The sequence below is a fragment of the Streptomyces sp. NTH33 genome (genome assembly GCF_003236365.1).
In the GTDB taxonomy this organism is placed as follows: domain Bacteria; phylum Actinomycetota; class Actinomycetes; order Streptomycetales; family Streptomycetaceae; genus Streptomyces.
On the sequence record NZ_POTZ01000108.1, the window covers coordinates 1 to 17,743 of the forward strand.

The window sequence follows — 17,743 nt, forward strand, 5'->3', positions numbered from 1 at the left end:
GGCCACGGCGATCAGCTGCTTGGTCTTCTCCGGCAGGGCCCGAAGAGATCATGGAGGCCATCTGGGTCGCCGCCGAGATGCGCGCCGGCGGCGCCTACGCCCATTCCACCCTGGCCCTGTACGCGATGGACGAGACGTCGCCGCATCCGCACCAGTGACGGTGTTCCGCCGAATGTTCCGCCGACGCTGTCCCGTCGACGCCCGCCCGGCAGTGGCACGGGGCAGTGGCACGGGGCAGTGACACGGGGCGGCGGCAGCGCCCCGGGCTCAGGTGCCGGCGCGCTCGTGCCCGGTCAGCCACTCGGCCAGGACGGCCGCCTGGCTGTGGTCCACGTCCTTGGTGGCGGTCAGCAGCGTGAGCCGGTCATGGGCGGCGAGGTCCAGCAGGTGCCGGGCCGCCTCCCGGTGCCCCGCGTCGCGCAGTTCGGCGCGGTAGCGGCGGCGGAACTCCGCGAAGCGGGCCGGCTCGTGGCCGTACCAGCGGCGCAGTTCGCTGGACGGGGCGACCTCGCGCAGCCACTCGTCCAGGTGCGCGTCCTCCTTGCGCACGCCCCGCGGCCAGACCCGGTCGACGAGAACCCGCTTGCCGTCCTGCGGCGAGGTCTCCTCGTAGACCCGGCGGCAGGTGATCCGTTCGGTCATGACGCCATCTTGCCGGTCAGGCCGCATGGTGCCGGTGGGTGCTGAGCCGGTGCACGTTCTGCACCGCGAGCTCGTCACGTGCCTGCGTCGGGGTGAGCCGGATGCCGATGTGGTAGTCCTGGACCAGCATCCAGCCGAGGGAGCCGGCGGCGATGGTGCAGGCGACCCCGGCCGAGGTGAGCGCGAGGCCGAGGACGGGCCCGGTGGCCGGGCCGTTCCAGTGGGTGACGTATGTCCCCAGGGTGATGGCGAACAGCACGAGCGCGGCCACGTTGAGGCCGGCGTGGGTCAGACCGACGGTCTTGGCGGCCGAGCCGCGGGGGATGCCGAAGGACCAGTCGACGAACCCCGGGAGCGCGGCGAGCAGCGCGCTGCCGACGCCGACGACGTTCAGCGCGATCGCCAGGTTGAGCCAGAACTGGGTCCCGGTGGCCGCGTACACGGCGAAGCCCGCGAGGGTTCCCGTGTAGAAGGCGACCGGGAAGCCGATCAGCATGGGGTGGAGGGGGTGACCGGCGACCGTGGCTTTGCTGTACATGGAGCCTCCTGAGTGGTCCCCGTTCGAACGTGTCGAGCGCTCCCTCCCAGCGTCCCTCCGCCGGCAGGATCCGCAACCGCGCCGGGCACGGCGGCGGACGCCGCGGGACGAGGCGCCGAGCGGTGACGGGCGACCTCCCTATGCGTGCTTCAGGCGCCGGCTCAGTTCGTCGATGTACTGGTCACCGTAGGCGGCCGCGACGTCGTCGAGGTCGACCAGTGGGGGAATGTCCATGACCGGCTGCCGCTCGCTGAGGTAGAGGACGGTTTCCTCGATCACCCGCTGCTCGTCGTCCTCCGCCACGTGGAGCAGGCTGACGACGTCCGGGCTCGCCTGGAAACGCGACTCCATCACGCCACCGCTGTACCGGGCGCGTACCAGGTAGTCGTGGTCACCCATGGGCTGGATCTGAAATTGCTCGGACATGGCCGACGAGTACCCGTGGTGCCGTCGAATATCCGGTGTCCGGTGTCCGGTGGTCGGGGAGCGCGGGTGCGGGCCGGCGCCGGCCGGTGCTCCGGGCCGTGCCCGGAAGCCTTGGCGGCCGGCGCCGGCCCCGGGGTCAGAGACGGCCGCCGGGGAGGACCGTGAACGTCGCGGGACCGGCCGGCAGGTTCACCGTGTACTGGCGCAGATAGGTGTCCAGGAACGGTGAGCGGGCGCCGGCGGTGGCGGTGTCACGGGCCGGGTCGTCCAGGGCCAGCCTGAGCTGCGCGCCCTTGACCATGATCGTCTCTCCGGAGGGCGTGGCGCGCCACGAGCCGGTCTGGATGGAGCCGATCTCCACGGCCAGGACGTGCCCGGCCGCCAGGGTCCAGTCGGTCGCCTTGAGGTCGACGGTCATCCGGCCCGGGCGCAGCAGGGAGACCTGCTCGTCGAACATGACGGCCTTGCCGTCCGGAGCGACGTCGTACAGCTTGAGCATGACGTTGCCCTCTCCCTTGGCGGTCAGGGAGACCTGCGGGGTGCCGGTGACGCGCACGGCCCGCTCGACCGGCTGGGACCACACGAAGAAGCTCGACGTGACCTTCCCGGCCTTCTGGAGCTTCGTCAGTCCCTTGGCCAGGCCCTTCGGCGCGGCCGGGTCGAGCGCGGGCGCGTTCTCCATGTCCCACTTCCCGGACGGCTGTGCGGTCGCCGGCGGCACCGGCTCGCCGGACGCGGCCAGGGCCGCGCGGGCGGAGGCGCCGCCGTCGTCCACGTACGAGCCGCCGCCGAGCGGGAGGGTGACGGACCGCTTCACGACCGGCCACGTGCTCTGGGCGCGCCAGGCACCGGTGGAGTCCTCCACGGCGTAGGCCGGGTAGCGGACCTTCGGCTTGAGGTCCTTGAGGTACTGGTCGTAGAAGGAGAGGGTCTCGTCGTACCAGCCCTCGCGGCCCATGGACAGGCGCCCGTCGCCGGTGCGGTCGCCGCCGCGCACGTGCTCCCACTGGCCGAGCCACCCGCGCTCGGGGCCCACGTGGTTGTCGAGGTACTCCTGCATCTCCTCGGGCTTGGTGTTGTTCTCGACGAAGCCCTGGGTGACGAACAGCGGAGTGCGGCTTCCCTTGGCCAGCTTCGCCAGGTCACGGTCGGTCCAGTGCTTGTCCCACTGGTCGGCGATCTTGTACCCGGCCGCGTTCTGCGTCAGGCACTCCGGGTGGGTCTCCTCCCACCGGGCGTTGGCCTGGTAGCGCGCGTCGTCGTCCGTCATCGGGGCCATCGTGGCGATGGAGTTGTAGGCGTTGGCGGTACCGGTGACGTTCGGGCGGGGCACGCCGTTGGAGTAGATGTACTGGTACATGTCCCACACGGGCTCCTGGGCGACGACGGCCTTGAGCGCCTTCTGGCCCAGGTTGTTGCCGATCAGGCCCGTGACGGCGTCGTAGGACTTGCCGTACATGCCGACCGCGCCGGTGCTCCACGGCTGTTTCGCGGCCCAGTCGATCGCGGCCCTGACGTCGGCCTGCTCGCCGGGACCGGCCCAGTCGAGGCAGCCGGTGGAGCCGCCGAAGCCGCGCAGGTCCACCATGACGAAGGCGTAGCCGCGGGCGAACAGGTCGGTGCCCTCGATGAAGTCCAGGAAGCGGGACGAGGGGCCGGTGTGCTTCCAGCCCTCGGGTCCGGTCTGCCCGGAGTGCGCGAAGTACGGGCCGACCGACAGGATGACGGGCACCTTCTTGCCCTTGGCCAGTGTTTCGGGCAGCAGGACGTCGGCGTGCAGTTCGGTGCCGGAACCGTCCGAGGACGGGAAGTAGTGCTGCGTCCAGAGCGAGCCCTTGGGGACGCGGTCGTTCTGCTCGTGCGTGACGGGGGCGGTCGCGGTGGCGACCGCTCCCGTCCGGGCCTGTGCCGGAGCGGCGGCGGGCCCGGACGCCACGCCGGGCGCCGCGGTGGCGGGGCCGGCGAGCGCACCGGTCAGTGCGAGGGTGGTGACGACTGCTGAGGCGGCCCAGGCCGCCGCACGACGTCTTTTCACATGCTCCTCCCGGGGTGGTGGGAACGGGGCGGTGCAGGTGGTGCGGTCGAGCAGCGGCCCCCGACCCGCCGTCGGCGGACGGCGACGGGCGGCCGCGCGCAGGCGGGAGCTGATCCCGGGCGCGGGCCGGAGCCGACGGCGACGGAGCCTATGATCAGCGTTGAAACGCGTCAACAGGGCCGTACGTGTCGTATGTTGCTGACGCGGCTGCTCCTCGTGCGCTCACCGGCAGCTCAACTCCCGTCACACAGCTGCCGGTTGCACTGTTTCGGCTGCCCGGCCCGTGCACCGTCCCCGCCGCGTCGAAAGTTGACGGTCCGGCACCCGTTGCGGGGACGGCGCTCTGCGGCCGGCCCCCTCGGCACTGGTGCGCACGCAGGGGGGGAGGGGGACGGGCATGGCGACGCCCACGGAACCGGCCCGATCGGCGTCACCGGCGCCATCTCGCCGCCGTCCTGCCGTTGTACGTCCTGCCGTTGTACGTCCTGCGCCGGCCGGTCGTCCTCGCCGGCGGCAGGCGCGGTCACCGGTTCTGCACGACGGGCACTTCCAGGCGGAGTTCGTAGCCGCCGTCGGCCGTGGGGCCGGCGGTGACGGTGCCGCCGAGGAGTTCGGCGCGCTGTCCCAGGCCCGCGAGGCCGTGGTGGGCGCTGGGCAGGGGGAGCGAGGGGCGCGTGGGAGCGGTGTTGGTGACGGTGGCGTGGACCGTACCGTCCACACAGCGGACGCGGACGGTCGCCGTCGCGCCGGGGGCGTGCTTGCGGACGTTGGTCAGGGCTTCCTGGACGGTGCGGTAGACGGCGCGCTGGACCGTGGGCGGAAGGTCCTCGGGCAGGTCCGTCTCCAGTTTGGCCTCGATGCCGCTGCCGTCGACCAGCCGCCGCAGGTCGGCGAGGGACGGCTGGGGGGTGAGTTCCGTGGGGCGGATGCCGGAGGCGCGCAGCACGCTGACCATGTGCCGCAGTTCGTCCAGGGTCTGCACGCTGAGCTGCCGGATCGTGGCCGCGGCCTGTCTGGTCTCGGCGTCCCGGCCGCCGACCTGGAGGGCGCCGGCCTGTACGGCGATGAGGCTGACCTGGTGGGAGACCACGTCGTGCATCTCGCGGGCGAGCTGTGCGCGTTCCCGTGCCAGGACGCTCTGGGAGGCGAGCAGCCGTTCGTGCTCGCGGGCCTCGGTGATCTCGGCGAGCCGCAGCGACAGTTCGCGCCGGGCCTGGACGAGCTGGCCGAGGAAGACGGGGGCGGCGGCGGTGGCCAGGGTGTAGCTGAGGTGGACGAGGTTGCGGGTGCCGGCGAGCTGGGACGTCTTCAGGGTCCACCACGGCCAGGGCAGGAAGTCGGTGATCCCGTAGGCCAGGGCGCAGCCGACCAGCAGGACGCGGTGGCGGCTGAGCGAGGACAGCGTGTACAGCGCCGCCGTCGTGGCGAACACCGCGTCGGTGATCAGGGCGGTGGGGATCGTGAGCACGAAGGTCGTCAGCGGCAGACGACGCCGCAGGGCGAGGGCGCACGCGCCGAGCAGCGCGCAGGCCAGGGCCGGCTGCTCCTTGACGTCGACGTTCACCCAGGCGTCCGCCAGCGAGGCCCCGGCGAGGGCGGCGTCCAGCAGCAGAGCGGGCGGCCGTCGGTCGTTCATCGGCCGTCCTCGTCCCGCGACGGCTCGAGCAGGCCCGCGCGTTCGGCGATCAGGACGGCCTGCACACGGCTGCCGACCTCCAGTTTGCCGAGTACGGCGCTGACGTGGCCCTTGACGGTGCCGGTGCTCAGGTGCAACCGCTTGCCGATGTCCGTGTTGCCGAGTCCTTCGGCCATGAGGACGAGGACCGCTCGCTCGCGCCGGGTCAGCCGGGCGGTGAGGCGGGCGGCGGGCTCGCGCACACCCGTGCCGAGATAGGCGTCCACCACCGTGCGGGTGACCTTCGACGACAGCACCGTCCCGCCCTCGGCCAGGGCCCTGACGAGATACGGAAGCTGCTCCGGGTCGGTGTCCTTGAGCAGGAATCCGGCGGCGCCCGAGCGCAGCGCGGTCGCCACGTACTCGTCGGCGTCGAACGTGGTGAGCATGGCCACGACCGGGGGCTCCGGCATGCGGCGGAGGTCGGCCAGGACGGTGAGTCCGTCCACGTCCGGCATCCGGATGTCCAGCAGGACGACGTCGGGGCGTGACTCACGTACCGCCCGGACGGCCTGGCCGCCGGGGACCGCCGCCACCACCTCGATGTCGTCCGCCCTGTTGAGGATGTGGGTGAACCCCCCGCGGATCAGGGCCTCGTCGTCGACCACCAGTACCCGGATCAACCAGCGCTCCGCTCGTCGCATGCCCGCGTGCGATCCGTACCCACGCCGGGGCCGTCCCCGAACGGACGGGAGGCGTCTGCCCCCCGATCGGCCGTATGCTTCACGCTCCCGGTCAGTCGGCCGGGTTGCTTCGGCCGGTCGGCGGGGTGCATTCGGCAGGACACCGGGGTGACGGCGCCGGGTGCGCGGCAAAGGCTGAGAGCATGACGCAGAACGTATCGTCGGCTGTGCCGACCGGGCTGTCCCCCGAGCCTCAGGCCGAGCGGGAGGCGAATCATTCCTCCGTATCCCCCTCCGCCTCCGTCGGCACGCCGTCGGCGGGGCGGCTGATCGGTATCGACCTGGCCCGCGGACTCGCCGTCTTCGGCATGTACTCGGCCCACGTCGGCCCCGACGTGACGGTCGGCGGGCCGGTGGGGTTCCTGCTGGAGACGGCGCGGGGCCGCTCCTCCGCCCTCTTCGCGGTGCTCGCCGGCTTCTCGCTGATCCTCATCACCGGCCGTCCGCGTCCGAGGACGGGACGCGCCGGCCGTCAGGCCGTGGCGAGGATCGTGATCCGCGCCGTCGTCCTCATGGTGCTCGGCTACGCCCTGACCGCTCTGGGCACCGGAGTCGAGGTCATCCTGAGCTTCTACGGACTGCTCTTCCTCGCGGCCCTTCCCCTGCACCGGCTGCGGGCCAGGACGCTGGCGCTCGTCGCCGCCGCGGAGGCACTCGTCCTTCCCCAGGTCCTCTACGTGCTGCGGAAGTCGATGGAGGAGGGGAACTGGGCGGACGCGGTCATCGCCGGGGACCCGCTGGCCCGGATCACCGGTACCCGCGGAGTGGTGGAACTCCTGTTCACCGGCGAGTATCCGGCCCTCACCTGGATGCCGTTCCTGCTCGCGGGCATGGCGGTGGCCAAACTCGACCTCACCGGGCCCGGCGTACGCTCCCGGCTGGCCCTCGCGGGCGGCGCCCTCGCCCTGCTCGGCTACGGCGGTTCCTGGCTGGCGCTGCGCCTGGTGCCCCACGCTCTCTCCGTCATCGCGCACGCCACGGGCAGCGGGTCGGCGTCGTCCGCGTGGTGGTCCGACACCGTCGGCGAACCCGGGAGCCGCATCCCCCCGGCCTGGCTGCTGGTGGCCGCGCCCCACAGCCAGACGACCTTCTCCATCCTCGGCAACACGGGCGTCGCCCTCGTCGTGCTGGCCGTCTGTCTGACCGTCGTCGGCACGATGCCCCGTCTCACCCGCCTGGCCAGGCCGGTCTCGGTGGTCGGCATGACGGCGCTGACCGCCTACGTCCTGCACATCGTCGCCCTGTGGCTCTTCACCGACGTGTGGGAGGTGCCGGCGATCGAGGACGACACCATGGCCGCGCTGCCGGTGCTCCTCGCCTTCATCGTGGCCGCCACGCTCCTCGCGGCCGCGTGGACCCGCCGCTTCCGGCGCGGCCCCCTGGAGCACGTACTCCATGTCGCCACCCGCCCCGCGCGGCACGTCCCATGAGGTGGATCCGGCGGCATGCGCGCCGGTGCGGAGAGGGGGCCGGCACGAGGGCTACGTCCGTCCGTACAGCCGGTCGAGGCCGACGAGGACGACCTGCCCCCGGGCTTCGACGGCGCGCAGGGCGGGGCTGAAGCCGACGCCGCTGTAGCAGGCCGGCCGGGCGCGGGTGACGTCCTCGCCGCGCCGGGCGAGGAGGTCGAGGATGCCGCTGAGACGTTCCAGGTGCTCCAGGTCCATGGCCTCGTCCCACCGGGCCAGGCCCACCGACAGCAGGCTCCCGTTGCGGGCGGCGCCGTGGCCGCGTACGACCACTTCCGCCGCCACGTCCGTACCGCCGGGGTGCGCCGGGTCGGCCAGTGTCCCGCGGGTCGCCGACCCGGGACGGGCGCCGAAGACGTCCGGACCGGCGAAGCGGAGCACCCAGTCGCGGCAGATCTGAGCGAAGTGGGGCCGCGCCACCAGGGAGTCGAAGACCGGGCGGGCGTGCTTCCAGACCGCGACGGGGCCCTGCTGTTCCAGGGCCGACCGGTAGGGGCGTACGGCCGCGTGTTCAAAGGCCAGCAGTGGCTCGGCGACGCGCAGCCTGATGAGAGCGGGCCGGAAGGCGTCGGCCTCGCTGTGCAGCAGGCCGTGCTCCCGCAGCAGCCCGAGACAGCGCGCGGTGTCGGTCAGAGGGGCGCCGAGGCAGTCCGCGACCTGGCCCTGGGTCGAGCAGCCCGAGGCGACCGCGCTGAGGGCGGAGTGGCACAGGGCACGGTCCTTGAGGTCGATCTCCTCCTGGAGCAGGTGGTACGCCTCGCGGAACAAGGGTTTGCCGGGGTTGAGCACGCTCCTGGCCACCCACGCGTCGAAGTCCTCCCGCCCCGCGGGCGCGTCGTCTCCGACGTAGTCGCGCCGGTACGCGGGGGTTCCGCCGACGACGGCGTGCACGAGCAGGGCGAGGCCGGGGTCGTCGATGCCCCAGAACCGCGCCGCCTGCCGGTGGTCGAGCGGGTGCACGGTGAGGTGCAGATCGCTGAGCTCGCGCAGCGGGGAGGCCGTGCTGAACAACCGGTGCATCAGGGGCATGGAGCTGCCACTCAGCAGGAGACGGGCCCGGCCGGGCCGTCCGCCGTCGTGGCGCCGGTAGGCGCTGTGCAGGACGGAGGGAAGCGAGGGGCTCTGCCGTACCAGGTCGGGGAACTCGTCGATGACGACGGGCGTCGGACGCCGGTCCCCGAGTGCCAGCAGGTCGTCGACGGCGTCCTCCCAGCCGTGCCAGTGAGGCGGGGGAGAGGTGTTCCCGTGGCGGGCGAGTTCGTCGGCGAGGTGGCTCAGCGACTCGGTCTCCGTCCCTTGCTGAGCCCCGAAGTAGAACCCTCCCAGGGCGCCGGTGAGCGCCCCCAGCAGGCAGGTCTTGCCCTGTCGGAGCCGCCCGCCCACGACCCCGAGGCGGGCTTCGGGCCGGCTGTCGCAGGCGAACGCGGCGAGTGCCTGCCACTCGGCCTCCCGGTCGAAGACCCTCTGCGGCTTGTCCGGGAGAAGGGGGTCGGACGACGACACGGCCATTCCCCTCGTCAGGCGGTGCTTCCGCTTCCAGTACAACGCCGCGGGCCGGGCCCCGCGACACGCGCGGCGCCCGCGCACCGGGGCCGTACGGCCCCGGCCGGCGCCGGGAGGCGGCGGCCGGGGCACCTCGGCTCCGGCTCACGCCGCGGGGCATCGGCGCCGTGGCACCGCCGCGTTGCGCACCCGGCTCTTCCGGCGACCGGCACCCTCGCGCACCGCCGGCGCGCCCCGCGCCCGGGGGCGGTGGCCCCGCGCGTCACGGCGGCGGCCCTGCGCGTCACGGCGGCGGGGATCAGCGCGGCGACCCGGGGCGGACGTCCTGGGCGGCCACGTCGTCGACGGCGTAGTCGATCATCGGCCGGACCGTGACGACGCCGTCCACGCCCTTGGCGAGCCGTTCGGCGATCCGAGCGGTGCTGTGGCGCTCGACCTCGCCGCGCAGGGTGACGACACCGTCGTGCACCTGTACCTGCACCTCCATGCCGCCCAGCCGCAGCATCCCCTTCAGCACGTCGTCACGGATCTCCTCGCGGATCTCCTCGTCGGGACGCAGGAAGACCCGGAGCAGGTCCGAGCGGCTGACGATGCCGACGATGCGGTCCGTCTCGTCCACGACCAGCAGCCGCCTGACCCGGTGGTGGTCCATCGTGCGGGCCGCCTGGGTGACCGGCCAGTCGGGGCGGGCGGTGACCACGGGGGTGGTCATCAGCCCGGCCGCGTTCTCCGCGCGTGCCTTGGACCTCTCGTGGGGCCATCCCGGAGGCGCCGGCTGCCCGCCGTACTCGTCCGGCTGCTCGGTCTGCCTGCGGAGCAGGTCCGCCTCGGACACCAGCCCCATCGGCGCCCCGCGTGCGTCGGCGACGGGCACGGCGCTGATGCCGCGGGCGGACAGGACGGATGTGATCTCTTTGAACGGGGTGTCCGGGCGGACGGTGACGACGTCGCGCGTCATCACCTCACCGACCGTGCTGTGACGGGTCATCGTCTCAGCTCCTTCCCGCGTGCCGGTCACGCAGTGGACGGCTTGAAGATCCCCTTCTCTTGAAGATCCCCTTCTACTGTGCCCCTCCACGTCCCTGCCGCCGCCAGGGCCGATGGTCCCCCGAAAAGCATCCGGAGGACACCGCGCACGAGGTCGCGGCCGGCGGTGATACGGGGCGGGTGGCATGACGGCGGCTCACCGCCGCGGTACGCCCCCGGCGTCGTCGACGCGGGAGCCGAGGCGGTTCGTGACGTCGACGACGCCGTCGACGCTCTCGCACAGACGTACTGCGAGGGGGACGAGGCTGCTGTGCGGCACGGTGCCGGTGGGTGTCACCCGTCCGTCCTCGACGTGGACGGTGACCGAGGCGGGGTCCAGGCCGAGGGTCCGGGTCAGGACATCGACGGTGATCTCCTCGCGGATCGTGACGTCCCGCCGCAGAAAGACGTGCAGCAGGTCGGCGCGGCTGATGATGCCCACCAGCCGGTCGGCGCCGTCCACGACGGGCAGCCGTTTGACGTGGTGGCGAGCCATGGTGCGGGCCGCCTCCACCACCGACCACTGCGGCCGGGCCGTGACGGCCGGGCTCGTCATCAGCCCCTCGGCGGTCCAGGCGCGGGCCTTGTCGCGTTCCGCGGGGGACAGGTGCGCGCCGGCCGGGTGTCCCCCCGGATCCGGTTGACTCTGCTGTTTGCGCAGCAGGTCCGCCTCCGACACGGCGCCGAGCGGGTGGTCCTGGTCGTTGACGACCGGTACCGCTTACCGCTGTGATGCCGTGCTCCGCGAGGCGCACGGCGATGTCCCTGAAGCCCGTGTCGCGCCGTACGCGCACCACGGCTGTCGTCATGAGGTCTTCGACCCTTCGGTGCACCATGCCCCGCTCCCTCCTCGAGTGCTGACGGCGCGGGTTCTCCTTCCGCTGCCCGCCCCGCGGGAGAGGCCGCATCGTCCGCGAGTCCCGGACGGGGCGGGCCGGCGGAGCCGGATCAGCCGGCCGGCTGGAGGAGCAAGGCCCGGATGTCGTGCGGGAGTTGTTCCACCGCCGCCTCCAGGTGCCCGGGCGAGACGTGCTCGCGTACGGCGGCGGTGACCGCGGCGGCGATCCGGGGGACGTCCTCGGCGGCGACCCTGGCTTCCTGGACGAAGCGGTTCACATAGCCCTCGCGGTCGTACTTGACCGGTACGGCGCTGGGGTTCCAGCCGTCGTAGTAGACGCCGCGCACCAGTTCGGGGAGCTGTGCGGCGAAGTGGGCGGCCACGTCCACGGTGAGCCTGTCGCGAAGCGTGTGCAGCCAGGTGCGCAGGACCCGGTGGGCGAGGTGGCGGTCCTCGGTCCCCAGGGCTCCCGCCACGGCTTTGAGCCAGATGTTCGCGCTGTGGATGGCGTGCTCGAAGTCAGGCGGGCGTGTGGTGGGCATGGATGTTCACTTCCGGGGTTCTGTTCGCGGCTTTCATAGACTTCGCCGGATACCGCGCCTCCGCACGCGCTGTCCGCGCACGGTGAAGGTCGGCCGGAGAAGCGGCGGGGGCGCGGCGCCGGCCCGGAGGCGTCTCGCGTGCGGGTCGCACCTCGCACGCGATCGCTTCTCTCGTTTCCTGCCCAGGGCTCCATGCTAGGGCGGCGGCGAGCGGTTGGCAGCACGGAGTCCGGGACGGTGACGCTCGCCGTGCGCGGGAGACCTCGGAACGATAAGTGTGGATAAGCGTGGACGGGGGCTGTCAGGTGCGAGGAGGCCGCTATGACTGCCATGAAGCGATCGGCGCCACAGGAAGCTCCGGAGATCCGGGTGGAGACCCACGGGCAGATGCCGCCCGGCGCCGGTGAGTACGCGCGGGAGAAGGTGGGGGCGCTCACCGGCCGGACGCGGGAGCCGGTCCTGTTCGCCCGCGTCAAACTGACCCACATGGCCAACCCCGCCGTGGAGCGGCCGGCGATCGCCCAGGCCGATCTGGACGTCAACGGGCGCCAGGTCCGCGCACACGTCGCCGCCCGCACCATGACCGAGGCCGTCGACCTGCTGCAGAACCGGCTCGCCGTGCGGCTGGAACGCCTGGAGCAGCACTGGGAGGCCCGCCGCGGCAAGATGCCCGTGCCGGGCCCGCACCAGTGGCGTCACGGCGCCGAGCCCACCCACCGCCCCGACTACTTCCCGCGCCCGGCCGAGGAGCGGCAGGTCGTACGGCACAAGTCCTACTCGCTGGCCCGGGAGACGCCCGACGAGGCGGCCTTCGAACTGGAGACGATGGACTACGACTTCCACCTCTTCACCGACATCGGCACCGGAGAGGACAGCGTCCTGTACCGGTCCGGCCCGACGGGCTACCGCCTCGCCCAGGTCCACCCCCGGCCCCACCTGGTCGGACCCGTGGCCGTGCCGCTCACCGTCAGTGACCTGCCCGCACCCCGGCTGACCCTCGCCGAGGCCAGGCAGCGACTGGACATCGGCGGACTCCCGTTCGTGTTCTTCGCCGACGCCGCCACCGGCCGGGGAAACGTGCTGTACCACCGCTACGACGGTCACTACGGCCTGATCGCCCCCGTCGAGTGACGGCCGGCCGGCGCACTCTCCCCCGATCCCGGTGACGGGCCGGGGGCCCGGCACGTGCTCAGTGCCGGACCGCGCCGTGGTGTGCCGGGGCCATGTGGTCGGTGAACCAGTCACGGGCGAGGTCGGTGACCTGCTCCAGGGTTCCGGCCTCCTCGAAGAGGTGGGTGGCGCCGGGGACGACCGCGAGCCGGTTCTCGCACCGCAGCCGGGCCTGTGCCTCGCGATTGAGTTCGAGCACGAGCCGGTCGTGGCCCCCGACGATCAACAGCGTGGCCGCGGTCACGGCCGGCAGCCGCGGCCCGGCGAGATCCGGCCTGCCGCCGCGGGAGACGACCGCGGTGATCCGCGCGTCCGGCTCGGCGGCGGCCCAGAGCGCGGCGGCCGCGCCGGTGCTTGCACCGAAGTACCCGGCGGCCAGCCCCTGGGCCTCGGGCTGTTCGCGCAGCCAGCCGGTGGCGTCCGTGAGCCGCCGGGCGAGCAGTTCGGTGTCGAAGACGTTGGCCCGGTCGGTCTCCTCCTCCTCGGTGAGGAGGTCGAACAGCAGGGTGCCCAGCCCGGCCCGGTTCAGGCCGGCCGCGACGAACCGGTTGCGCGGACTGTGCCGGCTGCTGCCGCTGCCGTGCGCGAACACCACGACCCCGATCGCGTCCTCGGGCACCGTCAACTGCCCGCGCAGCATCAGCGCGCCCGCGCGCACGTCCGCCTCCCGGTCCTCGGGCACGGCGTGACCGGGCGGAGTCCGGCGGGTGCTCACCGGGCGGGCGAGCGCCTCCTCCAGGCAGGCGACGACCTCGTCGTCGGCGGTCTGGGAGAAGTCGGAGTAGAACTGCCCGATCGCGTAGAAGCTCCGCGGAGTGTGCGGGCACACCAGCTCGTCGGCGTCCGCGCCCAGCCGCGCGGTCCAGTCGTGCGGCGCCACCGGAACCGCCAGCACGACCCGTGCGGCCCCGCGGGCGCGGGCGATCCGGCAGGCCGCGCGCGCGGTCGAACCCGTGGCCACCCCGTCGTCGACGACCAGGACCGTGCGGCCCGTGAGCGGTGCCGGCTCGCGTCCGCCCCGGTAGCGCCGGGCACGGCTTTCCAGCACCACCCGCTCGCGTGCCTCGACCCCGGCCAGTTCGTCCGGCGTGATGCGCGCGGTGTTCCTTATCTCCTCGTTGATCACACGGACGCCGCCCTCGCCGATGGCCCCCATCCCCAGCTCCGGCTGGAACGGCACGCCCAGTTTGCGCACCAGGCAGACGTCCAGCGGCGCGCCCAGCGCCTTGGCGACCTCCGCGGCGACCGGGACCCCTCCGCGGGGCAGTCCCAGCACCAGGACATCGGAACCCTCGAGGTGCTTCAGCCGGGCAGCCAGCTGTCGACCGGCATCCCGGCGATCCATGAAGAACACGATCCGGCCTCCTGGTCCCAGGGGAACGCTGTGAGCAGCGCGATGTGTGTCCGTACCTCCATCGTCGCCCCAGCGGGGAACGGATGCGCACCGCTGCGGGACGCGACCGCTCCCGGCCTCGGGCACGGGGCGGGACGCTGTCCACCCGGCGGAGGCCGGCCCGCCGAGTTCCCTGCCTGCCGCAGCACTCCTGACGGCACGTCACCCTGCCGCGCCGGCGCCCTCGACGGACGTACGCCCATGGCCCGCCGCACCGCTGTGAGAGGCCCCGGTGTCGCATCCGCGGGGTGGCGGCCGGTCGGCGTGGGCGGGCGGTCGTCCGCGGCCGGGTCGCTCCGCCGAGCGAGGACGTGCACCATGGAACGTGCCCGTCATGGCACCCGCAGGGACACCTGTGCGCATCGTGAAACCGCCGTTTCCCGCCCGGCGGAGCCGACAGTGCATTGGGGAGCGAGCATGAGGCTTTCCTTCCTCGAACCTCTCTACAAGCAACCCGGTCCGTTCGCGTCCGTCTACCTGGACACCTCCCGCGACACGGCCGTCGGCGATCCCGACGCCGCCATAGAGCTGCGCTGGCGGCACCTCCGGGACGCCCTGATGTCCGAGGGAGCGGATCAGGACTCGATCACCGCGGTGGCGGACACCGTGGGCAGCGACACGGAGATCCCCGGGACCCACGGTCAGGCCGTGTTCACCGCCCACGGGCGACTGGCCCTGCTGGACGAACTGCCCGCCCCGCCGCCACGGGACACGGCGCACTTCGGAACGCTGCCGGACACCATGCCGTTGGTCGTCCAGCACACGCCCGGGATCCCGTACCTGGCGGTGCACGTGCGGTACAGCGGCCGTCACTCCACGGACGCCACCGGCACCGTACGGATCGAGGCCGAGGCCGGCACGTGGCCCCTGACCAAGGTCACGCCCGGATACCGTCTCGGCGAGGAGATCCCGGTGAGCGACTGGCTGAACGCCGCCGGAGAGGTCGGCCGGGAGTTGGAGGGGTACGCGCGGCGCGTCGACGTCGAAGCGGTGGTCGTCGCCGGAGACGTCTGGGCCCGCGGCATCCTCGTCCGCCGGCTTCCCGCCTCCCTGCGCGGGCGGGTCGCCACCGTCGAAGGCGCCGGTGAGTCCGAACCGGGGCGGGCCCTGCTGGAACAGCGGCTCGAAAGCCTCTTCAGCGGACGCATGGCCGCGCACGACCGGGCCCTGCTCGACGGCTTCCTCGCGGAACGGACCCGCGACGGGGCAACGGCGGAAGGTCTCTCCGCCACGGTGTCGGCCCTGCAGCGCGGCGGGGTCAAAGCCCTGTTCCTCAACGACCACCCCGAGTCGCCGCTCCGCCTGTGGGTCGGCTCGGAACCCGGCCAACTCGCCCTCACCGAAGAGGAACTGCGCTCCTACGGCATAGCGGACGTCCACGAGGAACGGGCCGACGCGGCCCTGACCCGTGCTCTGGTCGGGACGAGGGCCGAACTGGTCGTGGTCCCCGAACAGCGGGTGCGGCTGAGCGAGGGCGTGGGCGCCCTGCTGCGCTACGCCGGCCCCGCGTCCCCCGCATGACGGCGGGACGCCGGTGCCGCCTCCGGCCCGCTCCCGCGGCCGGCCCATGAGCGCCGGCCGCTCGGGCGACGGCGGAGGAGGATCGTCCCCGCTCAGGGCGCGGCGGGGAGCATCGGTTCGCCGAGCCGTCGGGCCGCGGTGTACCAGGCCCGGGTCAGCGCGCCGCGGGCCAGGTCAGCGGCGTCCATGGTGATGTCCAGGCGGCCGAGGACGGGCACCACGACGCTCGCGAGGCGACTGAGCACGACAGCACCTCCAGTCCGGCGGAAGTTCCTGTGGCCCCGTTGATACCGCGGCGGTGAACGTCATGCGCTCGCCTCGCGCCGTGAGCACTCCGGGTGGCTGTCGACCTTCATGCGCTCGGCCGGACGGCCGCGAGGGCGTCCGGAGCGGTCGGCGGCCCGCGAACCGCGGTTCCGGGGCCGGCTGTCGCGTAGGCGGGCCGGCGTCGTGTCCAGGCGGGCCCGGGCACCAGTGCCGTGCGTACAGGGTCAGACGACCGTGTCGACGAACATGAGGACGGCGACCGCGAGCAGCACGTAGGCGAAGAGGCGCTGAAGTGTGTTGCCCTTGATCTTCTTCGACAGGCGTTTGCCGTCCCAGGCGCCCAGGATCGCCGCCGCGGTGAACGGTGCGACGACCGCCCAGTCCAGTTGCACGCCGGTGCCGGCCCGGGCGCCGAGCGCGGCCAGCGAGTTGACCGTGATGACCAGCAGGCTGGTGCCGACGGCCCGGCGCATGGGCAGACTCAGCACACTCACCAGGGCCGGCACGGCGAGGAAGCCGCCGCCCACGCCCAGGAACCCGGTCACCGCGCCGAGCCCGGCGCCGGCGGCACCGGCCTTGCCGGGGCTCACCCGGCCGGACGTCCCGGTGCGCGCGGGGCGCAGCATGCGCAGGGCCGCGAGCGCCGCTATGACGGCGAAGGCGACCGTCAGCACGGTCTGGGGCAGGTGTCCGGCGGCAGCCCCGGCGACCATCGCGGGCACGATGCCCGCCGCCGCGAACAGCAGTCCGGTGCGCCAGGCGACATTGCCGTCCCGGGCGTGTCCCACGAGTGCCGTGACCGACGTCAGGGTGACGATGACCAGGCTGGCCGTGGTCGCTTCCGCCGGGGTGAAGCCGAGCAGGTAGATCAGGGCGGGCACCGCCAGCACGCTGCCGCCACCGCCCAGCCCACCGAGGGCCAGGCCGATGACGGCACCGGCGACGAGCGCGAGGAGCAGAGCGGTCATGCTATCGAGCCGTGGTTCCCGCGTTCGTCGACGACCGGGTGGCCGGCGGCGGCCCACGCGCTCATGCCGCCCTTGACGTCCACCGCCTCCACACCGCGTTCGGCCAGCAGCCTGGCGGCCCGCTGCGAGCGGTTCCCGCTGCGGCAGATCACCACCAGCGGCCGTCCCCGGGCCGCGCTCGGCAGCGCCGATCCCGCCGTCAGGCGGGACAGCGGCGCGTGCACGGCGCCGGGCGCGTGTCCGGCGTTCCACTCGCCCTGCTCGCGCGCGTCCAGCAGGACGGCCGGGGCGTCGGCGCCCTGAGTGCGCCGGTGGGCCTCGTCGACGGTGACGCGGCCCTCGCCACGGCGGAAGAGGAACATCGCACAACCTCTCGAGAAGTCGGAAGGGACGGGGCGGAGGGCGTTCAGCCGGTGACCACGGTCAGTCCGGCGTCGGCGGCGGAGCCGAACCCGTCGTCGACGGCCACGACGTCCCGCCCGGCGGCGTCCAGCAGGGAGGCGGCGATGGCGGCCCGCATGCCGCCGGCGCAGTGCACCCACACCGTGCCCGCCGGTACCTCGCCGAGCCGCTTGTGCAGCTGGTGGATCGGGATGTGCACGGAGCCCGCTACGTGTCCGGAGGCCCGCTCGGAGTCGCGGCGCACGTCCAGCACGACGACGCCGTCCGTGCCGTGCTCGGCCAGGCCGGCGAACGTGGACCGGGGGAAGGAGGCGAGGGAGCCGTCCTCGGGCACCCACTCCCGCGGTGTGCCGGTCGCGGCGGCCGCGGGCCGGTCGACGCCGACCCGGACCAGCTCCCGCTGGGCGGCGGCCAGTTGCTCGGGGGACTCGGCGAGCAGGGTGACCGGCTTGCCCCACGGGATCATCCAGGCCAGGTAGGTGGCGATCTTGCCGTCGGCCTCGAAGTTGAACGAGCCGGCGACGTGGCCCTCGGCGAACGCGACCCGGTTGCGCAGGTCCACGACCCACTCACCGGCCGCGAGCCGGGCGGCGATCTCGGCGGCGTCCGCGACGGCGGGGGGAGTCAGGTCCACCGGGGCGGGGC

Annotated in this window: 18 protein-coding genes; 3 read left to right on the forward strand and 15 right to left on the reverse strand. The window is 73.2% G+C overall.

Features of this window, described 5'->3' with window-relative positions:
• Positions 1-267: 267 nt before the first annotated feature.
• The 6 genes from C1I97_RS13510 to C1I97_RS13535 all read right to left on the reverse strand — a co-directional run bounded on the left by C1I97_RS13510 (position 268) and on the right by C1I97_RS13535 (position 5,939).
• Positions 268-642, reverse strand: a complete 375-nt coding sequence (locus tag C1I97_RS13510) for a DUF488 domain-containing protein (protein WP_111003456.1) — start codon at positions 640-642, stop codon at positions 268-270.
• A gap of 16 nt (positions 643-658) precedes the next feature.
• Positions 659-1,180: a DUF2231 domain-containing protein gene (locus C1I97_RS13515; protein ID WP_111003457.1), complete on the reverse strand. Its 522-nt coding sequence runs from the start codon at positions 1,178-1,180 to the stop codon at positions 659-661.
• Positions 1,181-1,318: 138 nt separating this feature from the next.
• Positions 1,319-1,606: a hypothetical protein gene (locus C1I97_RS13520; protein WP_111003458.1), complete on the reverse strand. Its 288-nt coding sequence runs from the start codon at positions 1,604-1,606 to the stop codon at positions 1,319-1,321.
• A gap of 136 nt (positions 1,607-1,742) precedes the next feature.
• Positions 1,743-3,641: a CocE/NonD family hydrolase gene (locus tag C1I97_RS13525; RefSeq protein ID WP_111003459.1), complete on the reverse strand. Its 1,899-nt coding sequence runs from the start codon at positions 3,639-3,641 to the stop codon at positions 1,743-1,745.
• Between the two features lie 523 nt (positions 3,642-4,164).
• Entirely contained in the window at positions 4,165-5,277 is a 1,113-nt protein-coding gene (locus C1I97_RS13530) for a sensor histidine kinase (RefSeq protein ID WP_111003460.1), read from the reverse strand.
• Entirely contained in the window at positions 5,274-5,939 is a 666-nt protein-coding gene (locus tag C1I97_RS13535; RefSeq protein ID WP_111003461.1) for a response regulator, read from the reverse strand. The genes C1I97_RS13530 and C1I97_RS13535 overlap by 4 nt, the downstream gene beginning before the upstream one ends.
• A 203-nt stretch (positions 5,940-6,142) precedes the next feature.
• On the opposite strand from C1I97_RS13535, the gene C1I97_RS13540 reads away from it, so the two are divergent.
• The gene (locus C1I97_RS13540) at positions 6,143-7,429 is read left to right on the forward strand and encodes a DUF418 domain-containing protein (protein ID WP_111003462.1); all 1,287 of its coding nucleotides are present in this window, start codon (positions 6,143-6,145) and stop codon (positions 7,427-7,429) included.
• Positions 7,430-7,480: 51 nt separating this feature from the next.
• On the opposite strand, the gene C1I97_RS13545 is transcribed toward C1I97_RS13540, so the two are convergent.
• The 4 genes from C1I97_RS13545 to C1I97_RS13560 form a co-directional block, all read right to left on the reverse strand.
• Positions 7,481-8,971 carry an AAA family ATPase gene (locus tag C1I97_RS13545; RefSeq protein ID WP_441349113.1) on the reverse strand — a complete coding sequence of 497 codons (1,491 nt, stop codon included), beginning with the start codon at positions 8,969-8,971 and terminating at the stop codon, positions 7,481-7,483.
• 298 nt (positions 8,972-9,269) lie between these two features.
• Positions 9,270-9,959, reverse strand: coding sequence for a CBS domain-containing protein (locus C1I97_RS13550; RefSeq protein ID WP_111003464.1), 690 nt, complete (start codon positions 9,957-9,959; stop codon positions 9,270-9,272).
• A gap of 195 nt (positions 9,960-10,154) precedes the next feature.
• Entirely contained in the window at positions 10,155-10,676 is a 522-nt protein-coding gene (locus C1I97_RS13555; protein ID WP_309147801.1) for a CBS domain-containing protein, read from the reverse strand.
• A gap of 269 nt (positions 10,677-10,945) precedes the next feature.
• Complete coding sequence (locus tag C1I97_RS13560) at positions 10,946-11,377, reverse strand: DUF2267 domain-containing protein (protein ID WP_111003465.1); 432 nt, start codon at positions 11,375-11,377, stop codon at positions 10,946-10,948.
• 321 nt (positions 11,378-11,698) lie between these two features.
• Here C1I97_RS13560 and C1I97_RS13565 point away from each other — a divergent pair, with 321 nt between their 5' ends.
• Positions 11,699-12,508 carry an HPF/RaiA family ribosome-associated protein gene (locus tag C1I97_RS13565; RefSeq protein ID WP_220040823.1) on the forward strand — a complete coding sequence of 270 codons (810 nt, stop codon included), beginning with the start codon at positions 11,699-11,701 and terminating at the stop codon, positions 12,506-12,508.
• Between the two features lie 58 nt (positions 12,509-12,566).
• On the opposite strand, the gene C1I97_RS13570 is transcribed toward C1I97_RS13565, so the two are convergent.
• Positions 12,567-13,901: a phosphoribosyltransferase gene (locus tag C1I97_RS13570; protein ID WP_111003467.1), complete on the reverse strand. Its 1,335-nt coding sequence runs from the start codon at positions 13,899-13,901 to the stop codon at positions 12,567-12,569.
• A 456-nt stretch (positions 13,902-14,357) separates the two neighbouring features.
• On the opposite strand from C1I97_RS13570, the gene C1I97_RS13575 reads away from it, so the two are divergent.
• On the forward strand, positions 14,358-15,461 hold the full coding sequence (locus C1I97_RS13575) for a baeRF2 domain-containing protein (protein WP_111003468.1): 1,104 nt from the start codon (positions 14,358-14,360) through the stop codon (positions 15,459-15,461).
• A gap of 92 nt (positions 15,462-15,553) precedes the next feature.
• On the opposite strand, the gene C1I97_RS39885 is transcribed toward C1I97_RS13575, so the two are convergent.
• From C1I97_RS39885 to C1I97_RS13590, 4 genes are all read right to left on the reverse strand, one after another.
• Positions 15,554-15,706, reverse strand: a complete 153-nt coding sequence (locus C1I97_RS39885; protein ID WP_181446715.1) for a hypothetical protein — start codon at positions 15,704-15,706, stop codon at positions 15,554-15,556.
• Positions 15,707-15,952: 246 nt separating this feature from the next.
• Positions 15,953-16,696: a sulfite exporter TauE/SafE family protein gene (locus tag C1I97_RS13580; protein WP_111003469.1), complete on the reverse strand. Its 744-nt coding sequence runs from the start codon at positions 16,694-16,696 to the stop codon at positions 15,953-15,955.
• Positions 16,693-17,058 (reverse strand): rhodanese-like domain-containing protein, encoded by a 366-nt coding sequence (locus C1I97_RS13585; RefSeq protein WP_111003470.1) that lies wholly within the window; start codon positions 17,056-17,058, stop codon positions 16,693-16,695. The genes C1I97_RS13580 and C1I97_RS13585 overlap by 4 nt, the downstream gene beginning before the upstream one ends.
• 44 nt (positions 17,059-17,102) lie before the next feature.
• Positions 17,103-17,743 (reverse strand): rhodanese-like domain-containing protein (locus C1I97_RS13590; protein ID WP_146608212.1); only part of this gene is annotated, 641 nt, incomplete at its 5' end.